Source organism: Aliivibrio sp. SR45-2 (assembly GCF_963890165.1).
Classification (GTDB): Bacteria; Pseudomonadota; Gammaproteobacteria; order Enterobacterales; family Vibrionaceae; genus Aliivibrio; species Aliivibrio salmonicida.
This window is the reverse complement of the sequence record NZ_CAWPRC010000168.1, coordinates 1-24,488: the sequence shown is the minus strand read 5'-3', so window position 1 is coordinate 24,488 and position 24,488 is coordinate 1. Positions and strand designations below refer to the sequence as shown.

Genomic DNA, 24,488 nt, shown 5'->3' with positions numbered 1-24,488 from the left:
AAATTGCTTTATATACTTCGGGTCGTAACATTAAGTCAATTAGTTGACTGGGTCGGAGAAAGATAAATGAAAATCGGTGGTATACAGGACGAAATGCAAGCAATGATGCTAGACGCGACAAATACGACGCGTCCAGCAACAGGTAAAGAAGTCGGTGCGGACTTCAGTGCTATGTTTGCAAAAGCAGTAAATAACGTAAATGGTCTACAACAAGCGTCAAGTGATTTGGCTGTGCGTTTTGACCGAGGTGATGAAGGGGTTTCATTATCTGACGTTATGATCGCAAGAAATAAATCAAGTGTTGCTTTTGATGCAACCATTCAAGTACGAAATAAGCTAGTAGACGCTTATAAAACACTAATGAACATGCCTGTATAATATCTAGGAAGTAAGCCGTGTCGGAAGATAAGAAAAATACAGATTTGTCAGTATCTGATGATATGTCAATAGGCGGTGCAATGGCACTTGATAGCTCTGTTGATGTACAGAACCCAGACGTTGATGAGCAAAGTTCATCAAAGTTGGATTCAGCATTAGGTAACCTTGATTTATTACGTCAAGTTATCTTAGTTCTGTCTGTTTCTATCTGTGTTGCGTTGATCGTTATGCTGTTTTTTTGGGTTCAAGAACCTGAAATGCGCCCATTGGGTGTCTATGAAACAGACGAACTTATTCAAGTTCTCGACCATCTTGATGCTCAAAAAGCAGAATACAAACTGGATGGGAATACGATTTTAGTTCCTGCTTCAGAATTCAGTCAAATGAAACTTAACCTTTCACGTGCTGGCTTAAATGGCAGCGTTAACGGAGAAGGGGACGAGATATTATTACAAGACATGGGCTTTGGTGTTTCACAGCGTTTAGAGCTAGAACGTCTAAAATTAAGCCGTGAACGTCAATTAGCCAGTACATTTGAGCAAATGCGTCCAATTCGTAAAGCTCAAGTGCTACTTGCAATGCCAAAACAAAGTGTGTTTGTACGTCATAATCAAGAAGCTTCTGCAACGGTATTCTTGACGATGCGTATGGGCGCAAATTTAAAACAAGAAGAAGTCGATTCGATTGTTGATATGGTATCAAGTGCCGTTCCTGGCATGAAACCAACGCGTGTCACGGTGACGGATCAACACGGTCGTTTATTGAGTTCTGGTTCGCAAGATCCGATGGCGACAGCGCATCGTAAAGAACAAGAGTTAGAGCGTAAACAAGAGCAATCTTTACGCGATAAAATTGATGCGATTCTTATTCCTATTCTCGGTTTAGGTAACTATACCGCACAAGTTGATGTATCCATGGATTTCAGCGCGATTGAACAAACGCGTAAACAGTTCGATCCGCAAACACCATCAACACGAAGTGAATACACATTAGAAGATTACAACAATGGCAATGTCATTGCGGGTATCCCTGGGGCATTGAGCAATCAACCGCCTGTTGATTCTGCTATTCCGCAAGACATTTCTGAGCTAAAAGACGGTTCAGTGCTTGGTAAGGGCGCGGTTCATAAAGAAGCGACTCGAAATTTTGAATTGGATACGACGATCAGCCATGAGCGAAAGCAAACGGGGACATTGTCTCGTCAAACGGTTTCTGTTGCAGTCAAAGAACTTAGAACCGTCAATCCTGATACGGGTGAAGTCACGTATACACCAGTACCGACTGAACAAATTGATAAAATTCGTCAAATTATAATTGGCAGTGTGGGTCTTAACGAAGATCGTGGTGACTTACTGAATGTTATCAGTGTGAAGTTTGCGATTGAAGAGCAACCAATTTCAATTGATGTGCCTATTTGGGAAAATCCTAACTTTAACGAGTGGGTTAAATGGCTTGCTGGTGCATTAGTTATTATTGCTGTGCTTCTTATTCTTGTACGTCCTGCGATGAATAAACTTCTGTTCCCTAATCAAGCAGAAGAAGATGCCCTTGCGAATGGTAACACTGGCGCTGATGGCGACATGGGACTGATTGGCAGTGATTTGGATGGCGATGGATTTGAATTTGGTTCAGGCATTGATTTACCAAATCTGCATAAAGATGAAGATTTATTGAAAGCGGTTCGTGCACTTGTTGCAAATGAACCAGAATTAGCAGCGCAAGTAGTTAAAAATTGGGTATCTGAAAATGGCTAATGACATTATTGAAGCAGACAAGAAAGAGGAAGACGCGACAGAGTTTGATCTTTCTTCATTATCGGGCTCAGAGCGCGCAGCGATTCTATTACTTAGTTTAAGTGAAGATGACGCCGCAAGTATCATTCGTCATTTAGAACCAAAACAGGTTCAGAAAGTCGGTGCAGCAATGGCAACAGTGTCTGATTTAAATCAGACTAAAGTGTCCGCGATTCACCGTGCTTTCTTAGAAGATATTCAGAAGTACACAACGATTGGCATGGGCAGCGAAGACTTTATGCGTAATGCATTAGTTGCTGCACTTGGTGAAGACAAAGCCAACAACCTTGTTGACCAAATTTTATTGGGCAGCGGGTCTAAAGGGTTGGATTCATTGAAATGGATGGATCCTCGTCAAGTGGCTAGTATCATTATGAATGAGCATCCACAGATCCAAACGATAGTACTGTCTTATTTAGACCCTGATCAGTCTGCTGAGATTTTATCCCAGTTCCCTGAACGTGTTCGTCTTGACTTAATGATGCGTATTGCACACCTTGAAGAAGTTCAACCATCAGCACTGGCTGAATTGAACGAAATCATGGAGAAACAATTCGCGGGTCAATCTGGTGCTCAAGCAGCCAAAATTGGCGGCCTGAAAGCGGCGGCAGAAATCATGAACTACCTAGATAACAGTATTGAAGGTATGTTGATGGATCAAATCCGTGATCAAGATGAAGAAACAGCAACGCAAATTCAAGATCTAATGTTTGTGTTTGAAAACCTGATAGATGTTCAAGATACGGGTATTCAAATGTTGCTGCGTGATGTACCACAAGAAGTGCTACAAAAAGCGCTTAAAGGTGCAGATGACGGGCTTAAAGAGAAAATGTTTAAGTGTATGTCGAAACGTGCGGCAGAACTTATGCGTGATGATCTTGAAGCCATGGGACCGGTACGTGTTGCTGATGTTGAAGCTGCACAGAAAGAGATCTTGGCTGTGGCGAGAAGAATGGCGGACTCCGGTGACCTTATGTTAACCGGTGGTGCTGATGAATTCGTGTAATACGATGTCGTCTTCTAAGCTATAATTAAACGGCTATTTCATTAGATTATGGAATGGCCGTTATACTTTTTGATATTCAAAATAAGTATCTGAATTCTAATTTAATCTTCTTATATCCCTACAGGTTATCATCATGAGTCTCAGCAAAAAACGTGGTTTTATTCGTATTACCGATGAGAGTGAACTGCAAAAAACAAATATTTGGCAATCTCCTGATTACTCTGATCCTGCAAACCCTGCTCGTGAAACTGCATTAAACTATGACCCAAGCTGGACGCCGTCATTACCGAAAGAAGAAGTGGCTGAAGAGTTTGTACTGACAGATGAAATCATCGAGCAGATCAAGCAAGGCGCTTATAATGAAGGGAAATTGGAAGGTCAAGAATTTGGCTACAAAGAAGGGCTAGAAAAAGGCCAAGCAGAAGGTTTTGAAACAGGTAAGCCTGAGGGCTATCAAGTGGGTTATGATGAAGGTATCGCAGCGGGACAAGCTGAGATCCAAGCGTGTATTCAACAATTGATTGAAATGGCGGATAAATTTTCTGAACCGCTTGCCTTACTTGATTCTCAAGTAGAAAAACAACTTATCGACATGGTATTGGCGTTAACTAAAGAAGTGACTCATGTTGAAGTAAAAACCAATCCTCAAATTATTTTAGACACGGTACGTGAAGCGGTAGAGACTCTTCCCGTGACGGAGCGAGAAATTAAAATATCGTTAAATCCTGAAGATCACCAGCGAGTGGTTGAGGCGTATGGCGAAGAAGCGTTAGCTCAAAAGCAATGGACCTTATCTATCGAGCCATCCATGAATTTAGGCGATATTAATATTCAAGCATTTGACTCTAAAGTGAATTACTTGCTGGAAGAGAGAATTAAAACCGTATTAACTAAGTTTTGTGGTGTGAATCGTCATCAAGGAAATCAGTAAATGCTGCCGTTATCTGAACGTCTTTCTCAATACAAAACATCAGGACTGACAACCCGTGCGATTGCCTCTGGCAAGTTAGTTCGTGTTGTTGGACTAACCCTTGAAGCGACAGGGTGCCGAGCTCCGATTGGCAGCTCATGCATGGTTGAAACCGTTAATGGTGAAATTGAAGCGGAAGTGGTTGGGTTTTCAGGTGACAATTTATTCTTAATGCCAAACGAACAAATCTCTGGGGTATTACCTGGAGCGAAAGTCACGCCAATTGCCGATGTCAGTGGCATACCTGTTGGTATGGAATTATTGGGCCGAGTCATTGATGGTGTTGGTAAACCTATCGATGGGTTAGGTGATATTTACACTGAACAAACGGCTTCTTTTACATCAACACCTATCAATCCACTTTCTCGTAAACCCATCAGAGAGCCATTGGATGTTGGCTTAAAAGCCATTAATGGATTACTGACGGTGGGCAAAGGTCAGCGTATTGGTCTTTTTGCAGGTTCAGGTGTGGGTAAATCGGTCACACTTGGCATGATGACTCGTGGTACCACGGCTCAAGTTGTGGTTGTGGGGCTGATTGGTGAACGTGGACGAGAAGTAAAAGAATTCATTGAAGACATTCTGGGTACAGAAGGCCGCCAACGTTCTGTTGTTGTTGCTGCTCCTGCCGATTCATCACCATTAATGCGATTAAAAGGGTGCCAAACCGCTTTAACCATTGCTGAATACTTTCGAGATCAAGGGTTAGACGTGTTGTTATTAATGGACTCACTGACTCGTTTTGCTCAAGCTCAGCGTGAAATCGCCTTGTCGGTTGGTGAGCCTCCTGCGACCAAGGGCTATCCGCCATCGGTATTCGCTAAATTACCTGCACTGGTTGAACGTGCGGGTAACGGTAATGAAGATCAAGGTTCTATCACGGCCTTCTTTACCGTGTTAACTGAAGGCGATGATTTGCAAGATCCAATTGCCGATGCTGCCCGAGCTATTTTGGATGGTCACATTGTATTATCACGAGAAATGGCCGATGCAGGACATTATCCGGCGATTGATGTTGAACGTTCTGTCAGCCGTGTTATGCCACAGATTACGGACGAAGAGCACATGCTGATGTCAAAAGCGGTGCGTCAAGTTTTGGCCACGTGTCGTAAAAACCAAGATCTGGTTTCTATCGGTGCGTATAAACCAGGAACGAATCCGGCGATAGACCAAGCCTTTACGTTGAAACCACGATTAGATGAATACTTGCAGCAACGCATGAAAGAAACGGTTCCTTTCGATATGTGTAAAAACATGCTTAAAATGTTGTTAAGTGGTTAATCGTTATTTAACTTATTTTTCGTTGTAAAACCCTTTAATGACCACTAGGAAGTTGCATGAGCAGTGCCTTTGATTTTTTACTAGAACAAGCTCAAGAAAGAGAGAACCAATCGGTACTGGCGTTAAACAAAGCCAAATCTGAATTGGATAATTTTTATGAGCAAGTAAAACAAATTGAAAAATACCGTTTGGATTACTGTAATCAGCTATTAGAACGTGGTCAGAAAGGGTTAACTGCAAGCCAATACAGCCACCTAAATAAATTTCTTGTTCAGTTAGATGAAACCCTAACAAAACAAAAGAGTGCGGAATCTCATTTCACTTCTCAAGTGGATAACTGTCAAACCTATTGGCAAGAAACCCGTAAGCAACGTCGCTCTTATGAGTGGATGATGGATAAGAAAAAAGCAGAAAAACAAAAAATGCTGGATAAACAAGAACAAAAAATGATGGATGAATACGTGACGTTGCAATTTGCACGTAGGCCAAAATAGTTTCGTTAACACGTCTTTTATTTATCACTTCTCACTTGGTCGTATTCTCTTTTTCTCCTGTGATTATGTCGCTTTTAAACAGACGTTGTGAAAGGTCTAATTAAAAGTGGCTTAATACTTGCTTTAAAATAGTAAAAATTAGTGTTCTATGGCACTCGTCAAAAAATCCACACTCAATGTAGAGAACATACTATGAGCAGTAATGACTTATCATTAAAAAGTATCAACACCACTGCGCCTGTAAAGCCTGATACTAAAACGGCTGCCGTAGAAAAAAACGATTCAGAAGGCTTCATTGAAGAGCTGAAAGAGTTGATGGGTTTAGAGGCCAAAGAAGACGCCAAAAAAGCAGCGGAAACAGAAAAAACAGCCGCCGATGAAAAAGCAGCGGCCATAGAAAAAGAAAAAAATGATAACGCAGCAAAAAAAGAAGACACCGTTGAAGAGAAAGTTGGAGAAGGCTCAGAGCTATTATCTCGACTTGATCAAGCCAATGGCACGTTAGTTAAAGAGAAAGAATTAAAAGAAAAATCAGATAAAGAAACCTCTGATTCAGAAGACAAAGTAGTGACTGAAAACGGTGAGGTTGTGCTTACTCAAGCCCAAGCCGCTGCGGCAGGAAAAGAATCGGTAAAAGGTGATACTTCTAAGTCTGACCCATTAAAAGAAATTCAATGGGGACAGTCTAGCAAAGCGTCATCGGAAGGAACAAAAGAAAAGGGCGATGCTTCTGGTAATAAAGAATCGACCAAAGAAATGTTAACGTCAGCGGCGTTAATTGGTAAAGCAGAGGCGGAAGCCGGTAAGTTAGTTGAAAAGCAAAAAGGTAAAATGGACATTTCTGCATTAGGCATGACACAGATTGCCAATGGAGAAGCGATCAGTTTAACCGACGCTAAAAGCAGTGATTCGTTTGCACAACAACTGTCTAATGTTTCTGGTACAACGGGAACACAACAAGTCACCGCAAGTCAGCGAACCGATCCAGCTGCAATGCCACTGAATATTCGTCAAGAACAAGTCAGTGATGAAGTGGCAGAACGCATCAATATGATGATGGCAAAGAATTTAAAGTACGTTGATATTCGATTAGATCCACCAGAAATGGGACGCATGCACATTCGCCTAAATATGGGTGCAGACAGTGCTGGGGTTCAATTTACGGTATCGAATCCACAGGCAAAAGAGGCGATTGAACAATCTTTACCACGATTACGTGAAATGTTTGCTCAACAAGGGATTCAATTGGCCGATACGTCTGTACAGCAACAAAGTTCAGGTGATTCTTCACAGTATGGTTATCAGAAAGAGGAATCGTCTCGTCAAGGTTCTGGCTTCAGTGAAGAGTCTTCAGAAGAGCATGAAATTAATATTCAAGTATCGAAACCTAAAGATGGTATTAGCTTTTACGCTTAATAGTGCATCAACGGATTTTTAAAATAATAATTAACGGTTTATTCAAGAGGAAAGAGAATGGCTGAGCAGGGTGACGCACCTAAAAGCAAAAAGAAGATGATGTTTGTCATCGCACTACTTGTTTTATTGCTAGTAGTGGGAGGCGTTGGCGCTTGGTTCTTTATGTCTGGAGAGAGTAAACCAGAACCAACAGAGCATGATATCGCGGCGTTAGAAGCAAAAATGCCAGCATTGTATTTAAACTTGCCACAGCCTTTTATTTTCAATGTGACAGGTGATAAACGAGATCGTCTTGTACAATTAAAAGTGCAAGTAATGATGCGCGGTAGTGATAATGAAGCAATAGCAAAACAGCACACGCCATTAGTAGAAAGTACGTTATTATCGACTTTTGCTGCGGCAACGGTTGAGCAATTAAGAGAGCCTCGTGGTCGAATCGAACTTCGTGAACAGGCAACGCGTGATATTCAAGATGCCTTTACTAAAATTACAGCGAAACCTGTAATTGAAAAAGTATTATTTACTGACTTTGTAATGCAATAGGTTCAATGTGACAGATCTATTATCCCAAGATGAAATTGATGCTCTACTTCATGGTGTAGATGACGTAGAAGATGATGTAGTCGGTGCTGATGACAGCTCAGGCACGATGAAGAGTTTTGACTTTTCATCGCAAGACAGAATCGTTCGTGGTCGAATGCCAACACTGGAGTTGATCAATGAACGTTTCGCTCGTCATATGCGTATTAGCTTATTTAATATGCTGAGAAAAACCGCGGAAGTGTCGATTAACGGCGTTTCAATGGTTAAATTTGGTGAGTATCAAAATACACTTTATGTACCGACAAGTCTGAATATGGTGCGTTTTCGTCCATTGAAAGGCACGGCATTAGTTACGATGGAAGCGCGTTTGGTTTTCATTTTAGTTGAAAACTTCTTTGGTGGTGATGGACGTTTCCACGCTAAGATCGAAGGTCGTGAATTTACACCGACTGAGCGTCGAATCATTCAGCTATTGTTGAAAGTTGTTTTTGAAGATTACAAAGAAGCATGGTCTCCTGTCATGGGGGTTGAATTTGAATACCTAGATTCAGAAGTTAACCCAACCATGGCAAACATTGTAAGCCCGACAGAAGTTATCGTCGTAAGCTCATTCCATATTGAAGTTGACGGTGGCGGTGGTGATTTCCATGTCGTGTTCCCATACTCAATGGTTGAACCGATACGCGAACTACTTGATGCTGGTGTTCAAAGTGACAAGATGGACACCGATGTTCGATGGAGTAAAGCGTTACGTGATGAAATCATGGACGTTCCTGTTGAAATGAAAGTGAATTTATTAGAAAGCGAAATCTCATTACGCGATCTAATGGACCTTCAAGCGGGTGATATTATTCCAATTGAAATGCCAGAAGCCGCAACCGTGTTTGTCGAAGATTTACCGACGTATCGCGGTAAAGTAGGTAAATCTGGTGATAAATTAGCAGTACAGATCACAGAGAAAATCAAGCGCCCAGACATGGTCAAAACGGATCTTGCCTTCTTAGGTAAAGACGTTTTATTTGATTTAGATGACGAATAAGAAATAGAGAAGGTAGTGGATCATGGATTCAAATGAGCAACAAATGGCTGACGAATGGGCAGCAGCATTAAGTGAAAGTGCAGAAGCAGTAAGTGCACCTTTGGAAGATTTAGAAGAAACAGCCCCTGCGTTTAACGAAGATGAACGCCGTAAGCTTGATACGATTCTAGATATTCCTGTGACTATTTCTATGGAAGTAGGGCGCTCACATATTAGTATTCGTAACTTACTGCAACTTAACCAAGGTTCAGTGGTTGAGCTTGATCGTATCGCTGGTGAATCTCTGGACGTTATGGTTAACGGTACGCTTATCGCTCATGGCGAAGTCGTTGTCGTGAATGACAAGTTTGGTATTCGTTTAACTGACGTTATCAGCCAAACTGAACGTATTAAGAAATTGCGTTAATCGAACAACATTGAACAAAAAGGAAAGGAATATGAAACAGCTATGGTTATTGGCATTTTTGCCCTTTCCTTTGTTCGCAGCAACGAGTGCACCAAATATCGACTTAGCGGCAACGTTAGGCTCTCTTATTTTTGTTATTGCATTGATTCTTTTCTTTGCATGGTTATTAAAACGAATGAAAGTTCCCGGTATGACTGGTGGTTCAGGCGGTGGCATGAACATTGTGAAACAATTGCCTGTTGGTACAAAAGAGCGAGTTGCTGTTATTCAAGTTGGAGAAGAACAATTCCTAATTGGGATCACTTCTCAAAATATCAATATGCTAAGTAAGCTTGAAAAACCGTTAGAAGTGAACGAAAAAAAACTAACGCCATTTTCAACACAACTCAGCCAACTGATGAAGAAAGATGCTAAAAACTAATTTAATTGCCGTCACTCTGGCGGTTTTTTCCCTATTCTTTATGGCATCGCCTGCATGGGCAGTTGATGACTTAGCAACCTCTATTCCTGCGACTGCGGCCAGTGCTGAAGGCATGACCGTTACTGCAATGGAAAAAGATTCAGGGGCTGCAAAAACCATTGCAAAAGGCAGCAGTTCAGGTGGTGGCATTCCCGCATTTACCATGACAACAAATGCCAGCGGTGGCGAAGACTATTCTGTTAATCTCCAAATATTAGGGTTAATGACCATGCTAGGCTTTTTGCCTGCGATGGTTATCCTAATGACCTCATTTACTCGAATTGTTGTTGTAATGTCGATTTTACGACAGGCAATGGGTCTACAACAGACGCCCTCGAATCAAGTGATCATCGGTATTGCGATGTTTTTAACTTTCTTCATTATGGCGCCGGTTTTTGACAAGGTAAATGAGACGGCGATTCAGCCTTATATTGGTGAAGAAATTACAGCACGTGAAGCGTTTGATGCTGCTCAAATCCCAATGAAAGAATTTATGCTGGCGCAAACCCGTGTTAAAGATTTAGAAACGTTTGTGAATATGTCAGGCGTAGAAGTTGAAAACCCAGAAGATGTGCCAATTACGGTCGTTATTCCAGCCTTCATTACTTCCGAGCTAAAAACCGCATTCCAAATGGGTTTTATGCTGTTCTTGCCGTTTTTAATTATCGATTTAGTGGTGGCATCAGTATTGATGGCCATGGGTATGATGATGCTTTCGCCAATGATCGTGTCGTTACCATTTAAACTTATGTTGTTTGTGTTGGTCGATGGGTGGAATTTAATCCTTTCAACTCTCGCTGGCAGCTTTACTACTTAAGGATCCAACATGACCCCTGAAATGGCCATTGAGCTATTCCGCGGCGCACTGTACATGGTGCTTATCATGGTGTGTGCCATTATTATTCCAAGCTTATTAATTGGTTTGGTGGTTGCGGTTTTCCAAGCGGCAACCTCTATCAATGAACAAACGTTGAGTTTCTTACCTCGTTTGATCGTGACGCTATTATCATTAATGTTATTCGGACATTGGATGACGAGAATGTTGATGGAATATTTTTATGAGCTGATCGCTCGAATGCCGACGATACTTTATTAATCCAGTGTTGATGCACAACGACTTGATGACTAAATACAAATTACTAAGCATAAGCTGATGTTATGGAATACCCAACTCAAATAGTTTTAGATTTTATTGCGACCTATTTTTGGCCCTACACTCGAATTTCTTCCATGTTAATGGTGATGTCGGTGTTTGGGGCTCGATTTGTGTCACCTAAAATTCGACTGTATTTGGGATTAAGTATTACGTTTGCTGTCATGCCAGCGATTCCTGCAATGCCTCCTGAAATCCAATTGTTGTCTTTTCAAGGTTTTATGACCACTGCGGAGCAAATCATCATTGGTGTTGCGATGGGAATGGTGACTGTTTTTGTTACTCAAACATTCGTCTTACTTGGGCAAATCTTGGGTATGCAATCGAGCTTAGGTTTTGCCTCTATGGTTGACCCGGCTAATGGTCAAAATACCCCTTTGCTTGGGCAATTGTTTATGTTTTTGTCGATCTTGTTCTTTTTAGGAACTGATGGGCACTTAAAAATGATTAACTTTGCGGTGATGAGTTTCACTACGTTGCCTGTCGGAGTCGGTAAATTAACCAGTGTTGATTTTCAATCTCTTGCTGGTTGGCTTGGTATTATGATGAAAGCCGGTTTAAGTATGTCATTGTCTGGGATCATCGCGCTACTTACGGTGAATTTATCGTTTGGTGTTATGACTCGTGCCGCACCGCAATTAAACATTTTCTCATTGGGTTTTGCGTTTGCATTACTGGTTGGTTTACTGCTGACGTCTTACATTGTTCTTGGGTTATTCACTCATTATGATTTGCATTGGGGTCGTGCTGAAGCACAGATCTGTAGCCTAATAAGGTTGGATTGTTGATGAAGACACTGAAGTCGATGGAGAGTCATAATGGCTGATAGTGACGGTCAAGAACGCACCGAAGACGCCACGTCCAAACGCTTGCAACAGGCCAAAGATAAAGGGCAAGTTGCAAGGTCAAAAGAACTGGCGTCAGTGTCAGTATTAGTCTGTGGTGCTATTTCGTTGATGTGGTTTGGTGATGAGGTTGGTAAAGCATTGTTATCGATCATGAGTCGCTTCTTTTCTATTTCTAGAGAAGAAATCTTCGATACCAATAAATTACTTGAGATAGTCGGCGGGGCGTTAGTCGCCTTAGTTTTCCCTGTTTTAAAAATTCTGCTTATGTTGTTTGTGGCGGCTTTAATTGGAGCAGCAGGCCTTGGTGGGATCAGCTTTTCTGCCGAAGCCGCAATGCCAAAACCCTCTAAAATGAACCCAATGTCAGGTATTAAACGTATGTTTGGTATGCAAAGTTGGGTTGAGCTTTTAAAGTCGATCTTAAAAGTATCGCTTGTTGGTGGCACTGCTTTCTATTTGATCAATAAAAGTAAGGCGGACTTATTTCAATTAAGTTTAGATACGTATCCGTCGAATATTTTTCATTCTCTAGATATCCTATTGAATTTTATTCTGTTGATCAGCTGTACTTTATTGATTGTTGTCGCGATTGATATTCCCTTTCAAATTTGGCAACACGCCAATCAATTGAAAATGACAAAACAAGAAATTAAAGATGAATACAAAGAAACAGAAGGGAAGCCAGAAGTAAAAGGGCGTATTCGTATGCTGCAACGTGAAATGACGCAACGTCGAATGATGGCGGATGTACCGTCGGCGGATGTTATTGTCACCAACCCTGAGCATTATTCTGTTGCTTTACGTTATGATCAAACTAAAGACTCTGCACCGATTGTGGTGGCAAAAGGGGTCGATCATATCGCAATGAAAATTCGAGAAATTGCTCGTGAACATAATATAGATATATTGCCAGCCCCACCTCTTGCACGAGCGTTATATCATTCAACAGAAGTGGAACAACAAATCCCTGATGGTTTATTTGCTGCTGTGGCGCAGATATTGGCTTATATATTTCAAATGAAGCAGTATAAAAAGCGCGGTGGAACGAAACCTGAGCTAGATGATGATTCACTGACCATCCCTGATGAATTAAAGAAATAATTTACCCTAACTCTTTAAAAGCCGCTAAATGATGTAATGTTTGCAATGAACTATCATCAATGTTGTCAGTATTAAACATTATCCCAATTTTAGATAATTGATTCTTTGTGTCTATACTCTTCACTACGCCATGAAGAATTATGTTTGTATTATTTTCAGTATTTACATTAATAGTGACGTTTTGATTTAAAAGTGATGCTGTTTCTGATGGTGAATAAATAGCACACCCTCCGGATGAAAAATCCACCATAGTGCCAGATATCGAATTATTACTGCTGGCTACTTTGCATGAAAAATTTGCGTCGATTCTTTGGTGTGAGCGTATTTGTCGCATTGAAATACTGCTTGGCGCATACAGACAAATCATTTCCATCGGACGATAAATAACAGAGTGAATTTTGGTTCTAAAGGCGATGACATCACGATAGGTCGTATTGGTTATGGCTCGGAAGGTGACATCTGCTCCTTCAAGATAAATCTTATTAAATTCAAGTGAAGTTGCTGAAGGATATTCAATAAATATATATTGTCCTTTTTTAAAACCAATTAAGGTTGAGCTTACTTGGGCTGATTTTCCATTGGGACAGTTCACTTCAATCATTACCCTCCCACCGATATCCATTTTTTTTAGTTCATTTTGATTTGTACTAAGAGATACATTGGACATGGAATCACCTGAAGATAATAATTAAAGTGTCAGTAGGATTATACAAAGTGCACTACTTATTTCAATGTTGTTTGTTATTTTCTTATAAAAATTAACTGGTTAATTGCATTTATGTGAATGTTGTTCAAGAGATAGAAGGCCTGTCAGAAAAAGAGGACTTGAGAGCCAAAAAACTGACATTAATCTGGCTCGAAAATTGCTTTGTTAGATGTAGCCGTAAATGATCAGACTAAGATTATTAATTTTTATTAGTAATAACAATGAGTAAGAAGCCTAAGTGATGAAATTTCAAATTCCACTACCGAATAAACTCTCTGCCTTAAAAGGCAAGAAAATCCCATCAATAGGTGCGCCGATTTTAGTGCTATCAGCACTAGCGATGGTGATATTACCGATCCCGGCTTTTTTACTCGATCTTATGTTTACCTTCAATATCGCCTTAGCAATGGTTGTATTGTTAGTGACAATCTACACTCGTAGACCTCTTGATTTTGCTGCGTTCCCAACCATTCTTCTTGTATCGACCTTACTTCGCCTTGCTTTGAACGTGGCATCGACTCGTGTGGTATTGCTGCATGGTCATGAAGGGCCGGGAGCGGCAGGTAACGTTATCGAGGCGTTTGGTAATGTGGTTATCGGCGGTAACTATGCGGTTGGTTTGATTGTTTTTATTATCTTGATGATCATTAACTTTATGGTTGTAACCAAAGGTGCGGGCCGTATTTCAGAAGTAAGTGCACGTTTCACCTTGGATGCCTTACCTGGTAAACAAATGGCGATTGATGCGGATTTGAATGCCGGCTTAATCGATCAAGAACAAGCAAGAACGCGTCGTTTTGAAGTCACCAAAGAAGCTGACTTTTACGGTTCAATGGATGGCGCGTCAAAATTTGTAAAAGGGGATGCCATTGCTGGTATCTTAATTCTATTTATTAATATTATTGGTGGCTTTGCCATCGGTATGGCGCAATTTGATTTAGGTTTTAGTGAAGCGATTCAAATTTATACTTTGCTAACGATTGGTGATGGCTTGGTTGCTCAAATCCCATCATTACTATTGTCGATTGGTGCTGCGATCATGGTAACTCGTCAAAACACAGACGAAGACATGGGCGAGCAATTGGTGTTTCAATTAGTTGATAACCCAAAAGCATTGATGGTAACGGGTGGGATCATGTTTATCATGGGTATTGTTCCTGGAATGCCTCATTTTCCATTTATATTGCTTGCGATTCTGGCGAGTGGTTGGGCGTATTACCTAACGAAGAAAAAAGCAGAAGAGGGAGAAGATAAAAAAGCAGCACCTCCAATGGAGTTGTCTTCTTCACAACCAAAAGAACTGTCATGGGATGATGTTCAACCTGTCGATGTGATTGGACTAGAAGTTGGTTATCGTTTGATCCCAATGGTAGATAAAGAACAAGGTGGTGAGCTTCTTGATCGTGTTAAAGGGGTTCGTAAGAAGCTGTCTCAAGATTTCGGTTTCTTGGTACCTGCGGTTCATATTCGAGATAATTTAGAACTGCCACCAAACGTATACAGAATTACCTTGATGGGTGTGGCCGGTGGCGAAGCTGAAATTCGTCCAGATAAAGAATTAGCGATCAACCCAGGGCAAGTGTATGGCTCGATTGAAGGTGAACCAACGCTTGATCCAGCCTTTGGTCTTGAAGCCGTATGGATAAACGAAGAGCAAAGAGAGCATGCTCAAGCCTTGGGCTATACTGTTGTAGATGCTGCAACGGTATTAGCAACCCATTTAAGTCAATTGCTAACAAATAATGCGGCGCAGTTATTAGGACATGAAGAAGTTCAGAACTTATTAGAGTTGCTTTCACAAAGCTCACCTAAATTGGTTGAAGGGTTAGTACCCGATCAATTACCGTTAGGGGCGGTTGTAAAAGTACTTCAGAATTTATTGAATGAAGCAATTCCAGTTCGTGATATTAGAACCATTGTCCAAACTTTGTCTGAATATGCGCCAAAAAGTCAAGAACCCGACATTTTGACGGCCGCCGTCAGAATTGCGCTAAAACGATTAATTGTTCAGGAAATCAATGGGGTAGAGGCTGAAATGCCTGTTATTACCTTAATCCCAGAACTGGAACAAATTTTGCATCAAACTATGCAGGCGTCAGGCGGTGAAACAACGGGCATTGAACCTGGTTTGGCTGAACGCTTGCAAGCTTCATTAACGCTTGCGACTCAAGAGCAAGAGTTAAAAGGAGAGGCCGCTGTCTTGCTGACATCGGGCGTGTTGCGTTCAACATTAGCGAAATTTGTTAAGAATACAATTCCAAATTTACGAGTGCTTTCTTATCAAGAAATTCCAGATGAGAAGCAAATTAGAATAGTTCAAGCCGTTGGTAATTAATCGCGTCGACTTATTTAACGCAGGAATACGAAATTGAAAATTAAACGATTTTTTGCAAAAGATATGCGCTCAGCTCTAGTTCAAGTAAAAGAAGAACTGGGTGTTGACGCGGTCATTATGTCAAATAAAAAAGTCACTGGCGGTATTGAAATCGTAGCGGCAATCGATCCTAACGGTAGTTCAACGTCATCTGCTGCGCCTGTTCGTCGTGAAATTGAAGATGACAGAGTGAATGTAGGCAATAACAATAAAGGCTCTATGACGCGTCGCTTTGCTAATATGATAAAGCAATATGGTTCAAATTCAGGGGCTCCTGCTGAACCTGAAAAGACAGAGCAACGTGAAGAAGACAGTTTAGCGGCTTTGCTTCAGCGTCAATCTAAGTTTCAACATCAATCAGTATCATCAAAGCCTGCAACTCACTCAAGACCTAAATTAGATACGTCTGAAATGACTCGTGCGATTCAAAGTAATCCAAACTTAGCGCACCTTATTTCGGATAATCCAATGAATGATCGTCCTGAGAGAATGCAGCCTAAATTAGATCCTTCTCGTTATGAGAAAGGAAGACGATCAAATCAAGAATCGAATGAAGATTTAGAAGGCATGCGTTCTGAAATGTCGTCTATTCGTCGTTTGTTAGAACATCAAGTGTCAGGATTAATGTGGCAAGAAGTCGAGCGTAGAGAGCCACTTCGTGCAATGTTAATTAAACGTCTAGAGAAAATGGGTTTATCTGAAGAATTAGCGGATCAATTAGCGTGTTATATTCCTGAAGATACCGAACCTAAAGACGCATGGGCATCATTACTAAAATTGTTAGCAGAGCAAATTCCAACCACTAAAGTCGATACATTGGCTCGTGGTGGTATTGTTGCTTTGCTTGGTCCTACTGGGGTTGGTAAAACAACAACAATCGCAAAATTAGCAGCAAGAGCTGCAATGGAATATGGACCAGATCAAGTAGCCCTAGTTACAACGGATACTTTCCGTATCGGGGCACAAGAACAATTGGCTATTTATGGCCGAATCATGGGTTGCCCAGTTCGAATTGCAAAAGATGCCGATGAGCTTGCAACCGTCTTATATCAATTACGCAATCGCCGTTTAATTTTGGTAGATACTGCGGGTATGGGTCAACGTGATGTTCGATTAACAGAGCAATTAGACACATTAATGGAGCATAGTGGCTCACAAATAAACAGTTATTTAGTTATGCCAGCAACGGCACAGCGCCGAGTGTTACAAGAGACGATCGATCACTTTAAACGTATCCCATTGTCTGGGTGTATTTTAAGTAAGATTGATGAGTCATTGAGCTTAGGTGAGTTAATTAGTGTAACCATCGAAAATGGGTTACCGATCTCTTATATTGCTAATGGTCAGCGTGTACCTGAAGATATCGTACTTGCTCAACCTAAATACCTAGTAGCTAAAGCAAATGAATTACTAGAAAAAGCGACGGAAAAGGACCCTCATTTCTGGAATAGCGACATGCCAGAGGCAAATAATTTATGATTGATAATAATATATACGATCAGGCTAGTGGATTACGACGACTGACCAAACCTACGTTGACCAAAGTGGTTGCCGTAACGGGTGGTAAAGGCGGCGTAGGCAAAACAAACGTAACATTAAATTTAGCATTATCACTTGCTCAGCAAGGAAAGAAAGTGATGGTGTTGGATGGCGATCTTGGCTTAGCAAACATTGATATCATGCTTGGTGTCCGTGCGCATAAAAACCTAGGTCACGTACTTGAAGGCGAATGTGATTTAGCGGACATCATTGTAGAAGGCCCGTACGGAGTAAAAATTATTCCCGCGACGTCTGGTACAAAATCGATGGCCGAACTTTCGCCTGTGCAACATGCAGGGTTAATCCGAGCTTTTAGTAGCTTAGAAGATGATATTGACATATTACTGATCGATACCGCGGCTGGCATATCTGACATGGTGACGAGCTTTGCTCGTGCTGCACAAGATGTATTAGTGGTGGTATGTGATGAACCAACGTCAATTACGGATGCATACGCACTGATTAAATTACTGAGTCGTGAACATAATGTTCAACGATTTAAAATCGTCGCTAACATGGTGAGAAGTTACCGTGAAGGCCGCGAGCTATTTGCAAAACTAACGTTAGTAACGGATCGTTTTTTATCTGCAAACATGGAATTAGTGGCTTGTATTCCATTAGATGAAAAAGTGCGTTTAGCGGTAAGAAAGCAAAAAGTAGTTGTAGACGCTTACCCTCGTTCACCTGCGGCATTAGCGATGAAGTCATTAGCTAATAAAATCGTGACATGGCCTGTACCTAAAGCACCGAGTGGACATTTAGAATTTTTTGTAGAGAAACTGCTACGAAATGAAAAAACCAGCGAAGTAGAGGACGACTATGTCTAATACCTTAACTTACGATCATAAAGGCAATGTGAACAGTCAGAAAGCATTTTTAGAGCGCTATTCTGAACTGGTAAAACGCATTGCCCATCACTTAATGGCAAGATTACCAGCAAGTGTATTAGTTGATGATTTAATACAGTCTGGAATGATCGGCCTGTTAGAAGCACAACAAAATTATGACGGCAGTAAAGGCGCAAGTTTTGAAACATACGCTGGAATAAGAATCAGAGGTTCGATGCTGGATGAAATTCGACGCGGGGACTGGGTTCCTCGCTCTGTTCATAAGAACAGTCGAATGGTTAATGCAGCAATTAAAGCACTTGAAGCTAAACTTTCTCGCGAACCGACCGATAAAGAGATAGCAGAACATTTAGAATTACCGTTAGATCAGTATTATCAGATACTTAATGATGTAAATTGCGGTAAACTTGTAGGTATGGAAGATTTAGGCGTTTCCGAAGATGTCATAACAACGGAAGAACACGCTGATGATAATATTCCATTTCAAGGTGTTGTAGATGAACATTTTCGAGTTGCTCTTGTGGAGGCGATTAAAACCCTTCCAGAAAGAGAAGCTTTAGTTTTATCTCTTTATTACGATGAAGAGTTAAATTTGAAAGAAATTGGTGCAGTTATTGGTGTCAGCGAGTCTCGTGTCAGCCAAATACACAGTCAATCAATGCAACGACTACGGGCCAAGTTATCAACTTGGACAGTAGAATAATTAAATCCCGTTACTTTGTGCCCTCACTGGAGGCGATTTTGAATAAAAACATGAAGATCCTTATTGTTGATGACTTCTCAACAATGCGCCGTATTGTAAAAAACTTATTACGTGACTTAGGTTTTAATAACACCCAAGAAGCGGATGATGGTTTAACAGCATTACCATTGCTTAAAAAGGGCGGTTTCGATTTTGTAGTAACAGATTGGAACATGCCAGGCATGCAAGGGATCGACTTGCTAAAAACAATTCGTGCCGATGGCGAATTAAAACACTTACCTGTATTAATGATCACCGCTGAAGCAAAACGCGAGCAGATCATTGAAGCCGCTCAAGCGGGTGTTAATGGTTATATTGTTAAGCCATTTACTGCTGCAACATTGAAAGAAAAATTAGACAAGATTTTTGAACGTTTATAAGAAAGTGTTGCGTAAGTAAGGACCACCTAACAATGATTTCATTAACAGATGCCAAGGAACTTGTCGCTTTATTAGAAGACGGCAAGCAAGAAGAAGCCAATCAATTGGTTGCCGCACTCGCCGTTCCTCAAGAGCAGCCAATGCTTCAAGAAATAGGATCTTTAACTCGTGATCTTCACGAATCATTAAAGAACTTTAAACTTGATCACCGCGTTGTTGCTATTGCTAATGATGAGATCCCTGATGCACGTGATCGTTTGCAATATGTGATTGATAAAACGGAAATAGCCGCCAATAAAACCATGGATGCTGTTGATCGTTCATTACCTATTGCTGACGAGTTGCATGAAGGACTTCTTCAGGTTCGTCCTCAATGGAATAGTCTAATGAAAGGTCGAATTGAGTTAGCTCAATTTAAATCTTTATGTCACAACATTGATGGACTTCTTACTCAAGTTGAAGGTAATAGCTCGGAACTTCGTAACGAGTTAACCAACATCTTAATGGCGCAAGACTTTCAAGACCTTACCGGTCAGATAATTAAACGTGTAATAACATTAGTTCAGGAAGTCGAAGACCGACTGGTTGATATATTGACGTTGTTTAAAGTTGAAGAACGCCTAGGTGCTGCAGAAGACGAATCTAAAAAGCCGTCTAAAGCTGAGGGTCCTATTTTGAACCCGCATGAACGTGAAGACGCTGTGGCATCGCAAGATGATGTCGATGATTTATTAGCCAGTCTTGGATTTTAGAGGAATATTATGAGCTTTGAAATGGATGAAGACATTCTGCAAGATTTCTTAATTGAAGCAGGAGAAATTCTTGAGCTACTTTCTGAACAATTAGTTGAATTAGAGCAACGCCCTGATGATTCTGATTTATTAAATGCAATTTTCCGTGGTTTCCATACAGTAAAAGGGGGCGCAGGCTTCCTTTCGTTAACTGAATTGGTTGATGCATGTCATGGTGCGGAGAATGTGTTTGATATCCTTCGTACTGGTAAACGTAAAGTTACCTCTGAGCTGATGGATACGATTCTAGAAACGCTAGATACCGTGAACGTTATGTTTGGTTCAGTGCAAAATGGTGAGCCTTTAGCGCCAGCATCGCAACAGGTTTTAGATGAGTTACATCGTCTAAGTAAGCCGACAAGCGAAGATGAAGTTGCCGTAGTTGCACCAGTCGTTGTCGCTCCTGTGATCACCGCGACTTCAGCTATCCATGATTCTGTGGATGACATTACAGAAGATGAATTTGAGAAACTGTTAGATGAATTGCACGGTAAAGGAACGGCACCTTCAGCGGTGACTTCTGCGCCAGTTGCGTCAACTCCTGTTTCTTCAAATACAGTGAGCTCTATGTCTGAAGGCGATATTACTGATGATGAATTTGAGCGTTTACTTGATGAGCTACATGGTTCAGGTAATAGCCCGACAAATTCATCGGTAGCGGCCGTGTCTGCACCAGTTGTTGACACAAAAGCAGCCGATATTGCGATGTCTGGTGATTCGGATGTAATGTCTGATGATGAGTTTGAAAAGTTATTAGATCAACTGCACGGTTCCGGTAAAGGCCCAACAGATGAAGAGTTAGAACAAGCGGTTAAGCCTGCTTCTTCAATGGCAGAAACGCCAGTGGTAGAAAAAGCACCGGTAGTTGAAGCTCCGCTTGCGCCAACAAGAACACAAGCTCCAAAACCAGTTGAAGCACCTAAGCCAGTTCAAAAAGCGCCAACGAAACAACAGAAATCACAAGCAGAAAGCACGGTACGTGTTGATACATCAACGTTAGACAACATCATGAACATGGTGGGTGAATTAGTATTGGTTCGTAACCGCTTAGTGAGTCTTGGTTTGAACAGCAATGACGAAGAAATGTCTAAAGCAGTTTCAAACCTTGATGTCGTTACTGCTGATATCCAAGGCGCAGTAATGAAAACACGTATGCAGCCAATCAAAAAAGTATTTGGTCGCTTCCCACGTGTTGTTCGTGATTTAGCTCGTACTCTGAAAAAAGACATTGTGCTTGAAATGCGCGGTGAAGAAACGGATCTAGATAAAAACTTAGTGGAAGCACTTGCTGATCCACTGATTCACTTGGTTCGTAACTCTGTCGATCATGGTATTGAAATGCCAGATGTTCGTGAAAAAACGGGCAAAGATCGTACCGGTAAAGTGATTCTGTCTGCTTCACAAGAAGGCGATCATATCTTACTAAGCATCATTGATGATGGTGGTGGTATGGATGCTGATAAGCTTCGTGGAATCGCGGTTAATCGTGGTTTGATGGATATTGATGCAGCCTCTCGTCTTACGAACAAAGAATGTTATAACCTTATTTTTGCACCTGGTTTCTCAACGAAAACTGAAATCTCAGACATTTCAGGCCGTGGTGTAGGTATGGATGTTGTGAAGACAGCCATCAACCAATTAAATGGGTCTATCGATATTGATTCAAGCATGGGCGAAGGGACTAAGATTGTAATCAAAGTACCATTAACACTCGCTATTCTTCCTACATTAATGGTAGGGGTTGCAAACCAGCCGTTTGCATTGCCACTAGCAAGTGTGAATGAGATTTTCCATCTTGATCTTTCTAAAACAAATATTGTTGATGGGCAGCTAACGACCATCGTTCGTGAAAAATCGATACCATTATTTTATTTACAAGATTGGCTTGTTTCTGGTGCTCGTAAAACAGAGCGCACGGGATTAGGTCATGTAGTAATTATTCAATTAGGTGCTCAACGCGTCGGTTTCGTGGTTGATACACTGATTGGGCAAGAAGAGGTGGTCATTAAACCTCTTGATGAGTTACTGCAAGGCACTCCAGGAATGGCAGGTGCAACCATCACTTCAGATGGTCACATCGCACTTATTCTTGATGTTCCAAACTTGCTTAAGCGTTATGCAGTACGTATGCATTAATGCACAAGGATTGACATGGCAATAAAAGTATTAGTTGTTGATGATTCAAGCTTTTTTCGACGTCGAGTGAGTGAAATTATCAACTCAGATCCACGCCTTGAAGTCATCGATGTAGCAACAAATGGCAAAGAAGCCGTTGAAAAAGCACAATCTTTAAAGCCAGATGTTATCACCATGGATATAGAGATGCCTGTCATGGACGGTATCTCAGCAGTTCGAGAAATCATGAAAGTGTGCCCAACACCAACTTTGATGTTTTCTTCGTTAACTCATGATGGTGCAAAAGCGACATTAGATGCGTTAGATGCGGGTGCATTGGATTTCTTACCAAAGAAATTTGAAGATATCGCCCGTAATCGTGATGAGGCGGTTTCATTGCTTCAACAGCGCATTGTTGAGATTTCACGTAAGAAATTGTTTATGCGTCGACCTGCTTTAGCTACTCAAGTGACTAAAACTGAGCCTAGAGCCGCGGCAACAACAAGAGTAACTGCGTCACGAATTACATCGCCAATGAGCGCTGAACCAGTAAAAGCAGTGCCAAGTGCACCTATTGGTCAACGTTTTAAAGCGACGGGTAAAAAATATCAGCTAACCGCAATAGGGACTTCAACCGGAGGCCCTGTGGCATTACAAAAGATATTAACGGCACTTCCTGCTAATTACCCACATCCGATTATTTTAGTTCAGCATATGCCAGCAACGTTTACTGCTGCGTTTGCCGCTCGATTAAATAACTTATGTAAGATCCAAGTGAAAGAAGCGCAAGATGGCGATATTTTAAAGCCGGGTTGTGCGTATTTGGCTCCCGGTGGCTTACAAATGATGGTTGATGGTCGTCCTGGTTCTTCTCGTTTGAAGATCCTTGATGGTGGTGAACGCATGAATTACAAACCATGTGTTGATGTGACTTTTGGCTCTGCCGCGAAAGTGTATGGCGATAAAGTATTGTCTATGATCTTAACGGGTATGGGAGCGGATGGCCGTGAGGGCTGTCGTATGCTTAAAGCTGCTGGCGCAACCATTTGGTCTCAAGATGAGCAAAGTTGTGTTGTCTATGGCATGCCACAAGCCGTCGATAAAGCCGGTTTGTCTTCAGAAAGTTTGCCGATAGAACGTGTCGCTGAACGAATGCTTGTTGAAGTTGGATTAAAGTAGGAAAACCGAATGATTGTCTGGAGCATAGCAAACCAGAAAGGTGGTGTGGGTAAAACAACCACAACAATTACACTGGCTGGTTTATTAAATGAACGTGGTAAACGAGTACTTATAGTGGATACCGATCCACACGGTTCGTTAACTACGTACTTAGGCTATGATTCAGACAATTTACCTTCTAGCTTATTTGGATTGTTTCAACTTCCAACGATAAATAAAACAACCGTGAAACCGTTTGTTTTACACAGCAAGGTACCGGGCTTAGACATTATTCCTGCACATATGTCATTAGCGACACTTGATCGTGTGATGGGGAATCGAACCGGCATGGGATTGGTCCTTAAGCGTGTATTAAAAGCGCTTGAAGATGAATACGATTATGTACTTATTGATTGCCCACCGATCTTAGGTGTGATGATGATTAATGCCTTAGCGGCCAGTAACCGTGTTTTAATTCCAGTTCAAACTGAGTTCTTAGCAATGAAAGGCTTAGAACGTATGATGAAAACATTAGCCATCATGCAAAGAAATAAACCGTCTTTATTTGATGTTACGATCATTCCAACAATGTATGACAAACGAACGAATGCGTCGTTACAAACATTAATGGAACTGAAGCATATGTATACTGATCAAGTGTGGGCTTCAGCCGTTCCTATTGATACAAAATTTAGAGATGCAAGTCTAAAAAGAATGCCACCGTCTTTTGTTTCTCCAAACAGCCGTGGTGTTTTTGCCTATAAAACGTTGTTGAACTACTTGGAGCGATTAGTTTAATGGCGAGTTTCAAACCATTGACCAGTGAAGAAGCACTCGAAGATTACTTTTCAGCATTATTAAATGAAGAGATAATTGAGCTTGAAGATGATCAAGATATTGAGATCATTTTGCCAGAGCCAGAGCCAGAGCCAGAGCCAGAGCCAGAG

25 protein-coding genes are annotated in these 24,488 nt (G+C 41.2%); 24 read left to right on the top strand and 1 reads right to left on the bottom strand.

Translation table 11 applies throughout. From position 1 onward, the window contains the following. Positions 1-66: 66 nt before the first annotated feature. The 15 genes from fliE to flhB all read left to right on the top strand — a co-directional run bounded on the left by fliE (position 67) and on the right by flhB (position 12,888). Positions 67-378, top strand: coding sequence for a flagellar hook-basal body complex protein FliE (fliE, locus tag AACV33_RS14630; protein WP_012550811.1), 312 nt, complete (start codon positions 67-69; stop codon positions 376-378). Positions 379-395: 17 nt separating this feature from the next. Further along, positions 396-2,132: a flagellar basal-body MS-ring/collar protein FliF gene (fliF, locus tag AACV33_RS14625; RefSeq protein ID WP_017023459.1), complete on the top strand. Its 1,737-nt coding sequence runs from the start codon at positions 396-398 to the stop codon at positions 2,130-2,132. Beyond that, entirely contained in the window at positions 2,125-3,177 is a 1,053-nt protein-coding gene (gene fliG / locus AACV33_RS14620; protein ID WP_017023458.1) for a flagellar motor switch protein FliG, read from the top strand. The genes fliF and fliG overlap by 8 nt, the downstream gene beginning before the upstream one ends. A 133-nt stretch (positions 3,178-3,310) precedes the next feature. Then, positions 3,311-4,108, top strand: coding sequence for a flagellar assembly protein FliH (gene fliH / locus AACV33_RS14615; RefSeq protein WP_182700361.1), 798 nt, complete (start codon positions 3,311-3,313; stop codon positions 4,106-4,108). Beyond that, positions 4,109-5,428: a flagellar protein export ATPase FliI gene (fliI, locus tag AACV33_RS14610; RefSeq protein WP_012550808.1), complete on the top strand. Its 1,320-nt coding sequence runs from the start codon at positions 4,109-4,111 to the stop codon at positions 5,426-5,428. It begins immediately after the preceding gene. A gap of 56 nt (positions 5,429-5,484) precedes the next feature. After that, a complete protein-coding gene (gene fliJ, locus AACV33_RS14605; protein ID WP_017023456.1) occupies positions 5,485-5,922 on the top strand; it encodes a flagellar export protein FliJ in 438 nt (145 codons plus the stop codon). A 192-nt stretch (positions 5,923-6,114) separates the two neighbouring features. Continuing rightward, positions 6,115-7,338 carry a flagellar hook-length control protein FliK gene (locus AACV33_RS14600; RefSeq protein ID WP_182700360.1) on the top strand — a complete coding sequence of 408 codons (1,224 nt, stop codon included), beginning with the start codon at positions 6,115-6,117 and terminating at the stop codon, positions 7,336-7,338. A gap of 57 nt (positions 7,339-7,395) precedes the next feature. After that, positions 7,396-7,881, top strand: coding sequence for a flagellar basal body-associated protein FliL (fliL, locus tag AACV33_RS14595; RefSeq protein WP_017023454.1), 486 nt, complete (start codon positions 7,396-7,398; stop codon positions 7,879-7,881). A gap of 7 nt (positions 7,882-7,888) precedes the next feature. Next, positions 7,889-8,920 carry a flagellar motor switch protein FliM gene (fliM, locus tag AACV33_RS14590; RefSeq protein WP_017023453.1) on the top strand — a complete coding sequence of 344 codons (1,032 nt, stop codon included), beginning with the start codon at positions 7,889-7,891 and terminating at the stop codon, positions 8,918-8,920. 22 nt (positions 8,921-8,942) lie between these two features. Further along, positions 8,943-9,326, top strand: coding sequence for a flagellar motor switch protein FliN (fliN, locus tag AACV33_RS14585; protein WP_017023452.1), 384 nt, complete (start codon positions 8,943-8,945; stop codon positions 9,324-9,326). 31 nt (positions 9,327-9,357) lie between these two features. Further along, the gene (fliO, locus tag AACV33_RS14580; RefSeq protein ID WP_012550802.1) at positions 9,358-9,747 is read left to right on the top strand and encodes a flagellar biosynthetic protein FliO; all 390 of its coding nucleotides are present in this window, start codon (positions 9,358-9,360) and stop codon (positions 9,745-9,747) included. A gap of 40 nt (positions 9,748-9,787) precedes the next feature. Beyond that, the gene (gene fliP / locus AACV33_RS14575; RefSeq protein WP_370527174.1) at positions 9,788-10,603 is read left to right on the top strand and encodes a flagellar type III secretion system pore protein FliP; all 816 of its coding nucleotides are present in this window, start codon (positions 9,788-9,790) and stop codon (positions 10,601-10,603) included. 9 nt (positions 10,604-10,612) lie between these two features. Further along, on the top strand, positions 10,613-10,882 hold the full coding sequence (fliQ, locus tag AACV33_RS14570; RefSeq protein WP_012550800.1) for a flagellar biosynthesis protein FliQ: 270 nt from the start codon (positions 10,613-10,615) through the stop codon (positions 10,880-10,882). A gap of 62 nt (positions 10,883-10,944) precedes the next feature. Then, positions 10,945-11,727 (top strand): flagellar biosynthetic protein FliR, encoded by a 783-nt coding sequence (gene fliR, locus AACV33_RS14565; protein ID WP_012550799.1) that lies wholly within the window; start codon positions 10,945-10,947, stop codon positions 11,725-11,727. A gap of 30 nt (positions 11,728-11,757) precedes the next feature. Further along, positions 11,758-12,888: a flagellar biosynthesis protein FlhB gene (gene flhB, locus AACV33_RS14560; protein ID WP_017023451.1), complete on the top strand. Its 1,131-nt coding sequence runs from the start codon at positions 11,758-11,760 to the stop codon at positions 12,886-12,888. A gap of 1 nt (position 12,889) precedes the next feature. Here the strand turns inward: flhB and AACV33_RS14555 are convergent, their stop codons facing one another. Continuing rightward, positions 12,890-13,555 carry a flagellar brake protein gene (locus tag AACV33_RS14555; RefSeq protein WP_017023450.1) on the bottom strand — a complete coding sequence of 222 codons (666 nt, stop codon included), beginning with the start codon at positions 13,553-13,555 and terminating at the stop codon, positions 12,890-12,892. Between the two features lie 280 nt (positions 13,556-13,835). Here AACV33_RS14555 and flhA point away from each other — a divergent pair, with 280 nt between their 5' ends. Genes flhA through AACV33_RS14510 form a run of 9 tightly spaced genes read left to right on the top strand, consistent with a single transcriptional unit; the run spans position 13,836 to position 24,339 of the window. Further along, positions 13,836-15,929, top strand: a complete 2,094-nt coding sequence (gene flhA / locus AACV33_RS14550; protein ID WP_182700364.1) for a flagellar biosynthesis protein FlhA — start codon at positions 13,836-13,838, stop codon at positions 15,927-15,929. 33 nt (positions 15,930-15,962) lie between these two features. After that, positions 15,963-17,447, top strand: a complete 1,485-nt coding sequence (flhF, locus tag AACV33_RS14545; RefSeq protein ID WP_017023448.1) for a flagellar biosynthesis protein FlhF — start codon at positions 15,963-15,965, stop codon at positions 17,445-17,447. Next, on the top strand, positions 17,444-18,334 hold the full coding sequence (locus AACV33_RS14540; RefSeq protein WP_012550794.1) for a MinD/ParA family protein: 891 nt from the start codon (positions 17,444-17,446) through the stop codon (positions 18,332-18,334). The genes flhF and AACV33_RS14540 overlap by 4 nt, the downstream gene beginning before the upstream one ends. Beyond that, a complete protein-coding gene (locus AACV33_RS14535) occupies positions 18,327-19,058 on the top strand; it encodes an RNA polymerase sigma factor FliA (protein ID WP_012550793.1) in 732 nt (243 codons plus the stop codon). The genes AACV33_RS14540 and AACV33_RS14535 overlap by 8 nt, the downstream gene beginning before the upstream one ends. A gap of 50 nt (positions 19,059-19,108) precedes the next feature. After that, complete coding sequence (gene cheY, locus AACV33_RS14530; RefSeq protein ID WP_012550792.1) at positions 19,109-19,477, top strand: chemotaxis response regulator CheY; 369 nt, start codon at positions 19,109-19,111, stop codon at positions 19,475-19,477. Between the two features lie 32 nt (positions 19,478-19,509). Beyond that, positions 19,510-20,229, top strand: coding sequence for a protein phosphatase CheZ (locus tag AACV33_RS14525; RefSeq protein ID WP_017023447.1), 720 nt, complete (start codon positions 19,510-19,512; stop codon positions 20,227-20,229). 9 nt (positions 20,230-20,238) lie between these two features. Next, positions 20,239-22,404 (top strand): chemotaxis protein CheA, encoded by a 2,166-nt coding sequence (locus AACV33_RS14520; protein ID WP_182700359.1) that lies wholly within the window; start codon positions 20,239-20,241, stop codon positions 22,402-22,404. A gap of 15 nt (positions 22,405-22,419) precedes the next feature. After that, on the top strand, positions 22,420-23,562 hold the full coding sequence (locus tag AACV33_RS14515) for a protein-glutamate methylesterase/protein-glutamine glutaminase (RefSeq protein ID WP_017023445.1): 1,143 nt from the start codon (positions 22,420-22,422) through the stop codon (positions 23,560-23,562). A 9-nt stretch (positions 23,563-23,571) separates the two neighbouring features. Then, on the top strand, positions 23,572-24,339 hold the full coding sequence (locus tag AACV33_RS14510; RefSeq protein ID WP_182700358.1) for a ParA family protein: 768 nt from the start codon (positions 23,572-23,574) through the stop codon (positions 24,337-24,339). Positions 24,340-24,488 lie beyond the last annotated feature (149 nt).

Excerpts from the sequence above, each read along its gene's own strand:
- fliL (WP_017023454.1), top strand. The coding sequence starts at position 7,396 with ATGGCTGAGCAGGGTGACGCACCTAAAAGCAAAAAGAAGATGATGTTT.
- fliG (WP_017023458.1), top strand. The coding sequence starts at position 2,125 with ATGGCTAATGACATTATTGAAGCAGACAAGAAAGAGGAAGACGCGACA.
- flhB (WP_017023451.1), top strand. The coding sequence starts at position 11,758 with ATGGCTGATAGTGACGGTCAAGAACGCACCGAAGACGCCACGTCCAAA.
- AACV33_RS14555 (WP_017023450.1), bottom strand. The coding sequence starts at position 13,555 with ATGTCCAATGTATCTCTTAGTACAAATCAAAATGAACTAAAAAAAATG.
- flhA (WP_182700364.1), top strand. The coding sequence starts at position 13,836 with ATGAAATTTCAAATTCCACTACCGAATAAACTCTCTGCCTTAAAAGGC.
- AACV33_RS14535 (WP_012550793.1), top strand. The coding sequence starts at position 18,327 with ATGTCTAATACCTTAACTTACGATCATAAAGGCAATGTGAACAGTCAG.
- fliE (WP_012550811.1), top strand. The coding sequence starts at position 67 with ATGAAAATCGGTGGTATACAGGACGAAATGCAAGCAATGATGCTAGAC.
- AACV33_RS14600 (WP_182700360.1), top strand. The coding sequence starts at position 6,115 with ATGAGCAGTAATGACTTATCATTAAAAAGTATCAACACCACTGCGCCT.
- AACV33_RS14510 (WP_182700358.1), top strand. The coding sequence starts at position 23,572 with ATGATTGTCTGGAGCATAGCAAACCAGAAAGGTGGTGTGGGTAAAACA.
- AACV33_RS14540 (WP_012550794.1), top strand. The coding sequence starts at position 17,444 with ATGATTGATAATAATATATACGATCAGGCTAGTGGATTACGACGACTG.
- fliN (WP_017023452.1), top strand. The coding sequence starts at position 8,943 with ATGGATTCAAATGAGCAACAAATGGCTGACGAATGGGCAGCAGCATTA.
- AACV33_RS14520 (WP_182700359.1), top strand. The coding sequence starts at position 20,239 with ATGAGCTTTGAAATGGATGAAGACATTCTGCAAGATTTCTTAATTGAA.
- fliP (WP_370527174.1), top strand. The coding sequence starts at position 9,788 with ATGGCATCGCCTGCATGGGCAGTTGATGACTTAGCAACCTCTATTCCT.
- AACV33_RS14525 (WP_017023447.1), top strand. The coding sequence starts at position 19,510 with ATGATTTCATTAACAGATGCCAAGGAACTTGTCGCTTTATTAGAAGAC.
- fliO (WP_012550802.1), top strand. The coding sequence starts at position 9,358 with ATGAAACAGCTATGGTTATTGGCATTTTTGCCCTTTCCTTTGTTCGCA.
- fliJ (WP_017023456.1), top strand. The coding sequence starts at position 5,485 with ATGAGCAGTGCCTTTGATTTTTTACTAGAACAAGCTCAAGAAAGAGAG.
- fliQ (WP_012550800.1), top strand. The coding sequence starts at position 10,613 with ATGACCCCTGAAATGGCCATTGAGCTATTCCGCGGCGCACTGTACATG.
- fliI (WP_012550808.1), top strand. The coding sequence starts at position 4,109 with ATGCTGCCGTTATCTGAACGTCTTTCTCAATACAAAACATCAGGACTG.
- fliH (WP_182700361.1), top strand. The coding sequence starts at position 3,311 with ATGAGTCTCAGCAAAAAACGTGGTTTTATTCGTATTACCGATGAGAGT.
- cheY (WP_012550792.1), top strand. The coding sequence starts at position 19,109 with ATGAAGATCCTTATTGTTGATGACTTCTCAACAATGCGCCGTATTGTA.
- AACV33_RS14515 (WP_017023445.1), top strand. The coding sequence starts at position 22,420 with ATGGCAATAAAAGTATTAGTTGTTGATGATTCAAGCTTTTTTCGACGT.
- fliR (WP_012550799.1), top strand. The coding sequence starts at position 10,945 with ATGGAATACCCAACTCAAATAGTTTTAGATTTTATTGCGACCTATTTT.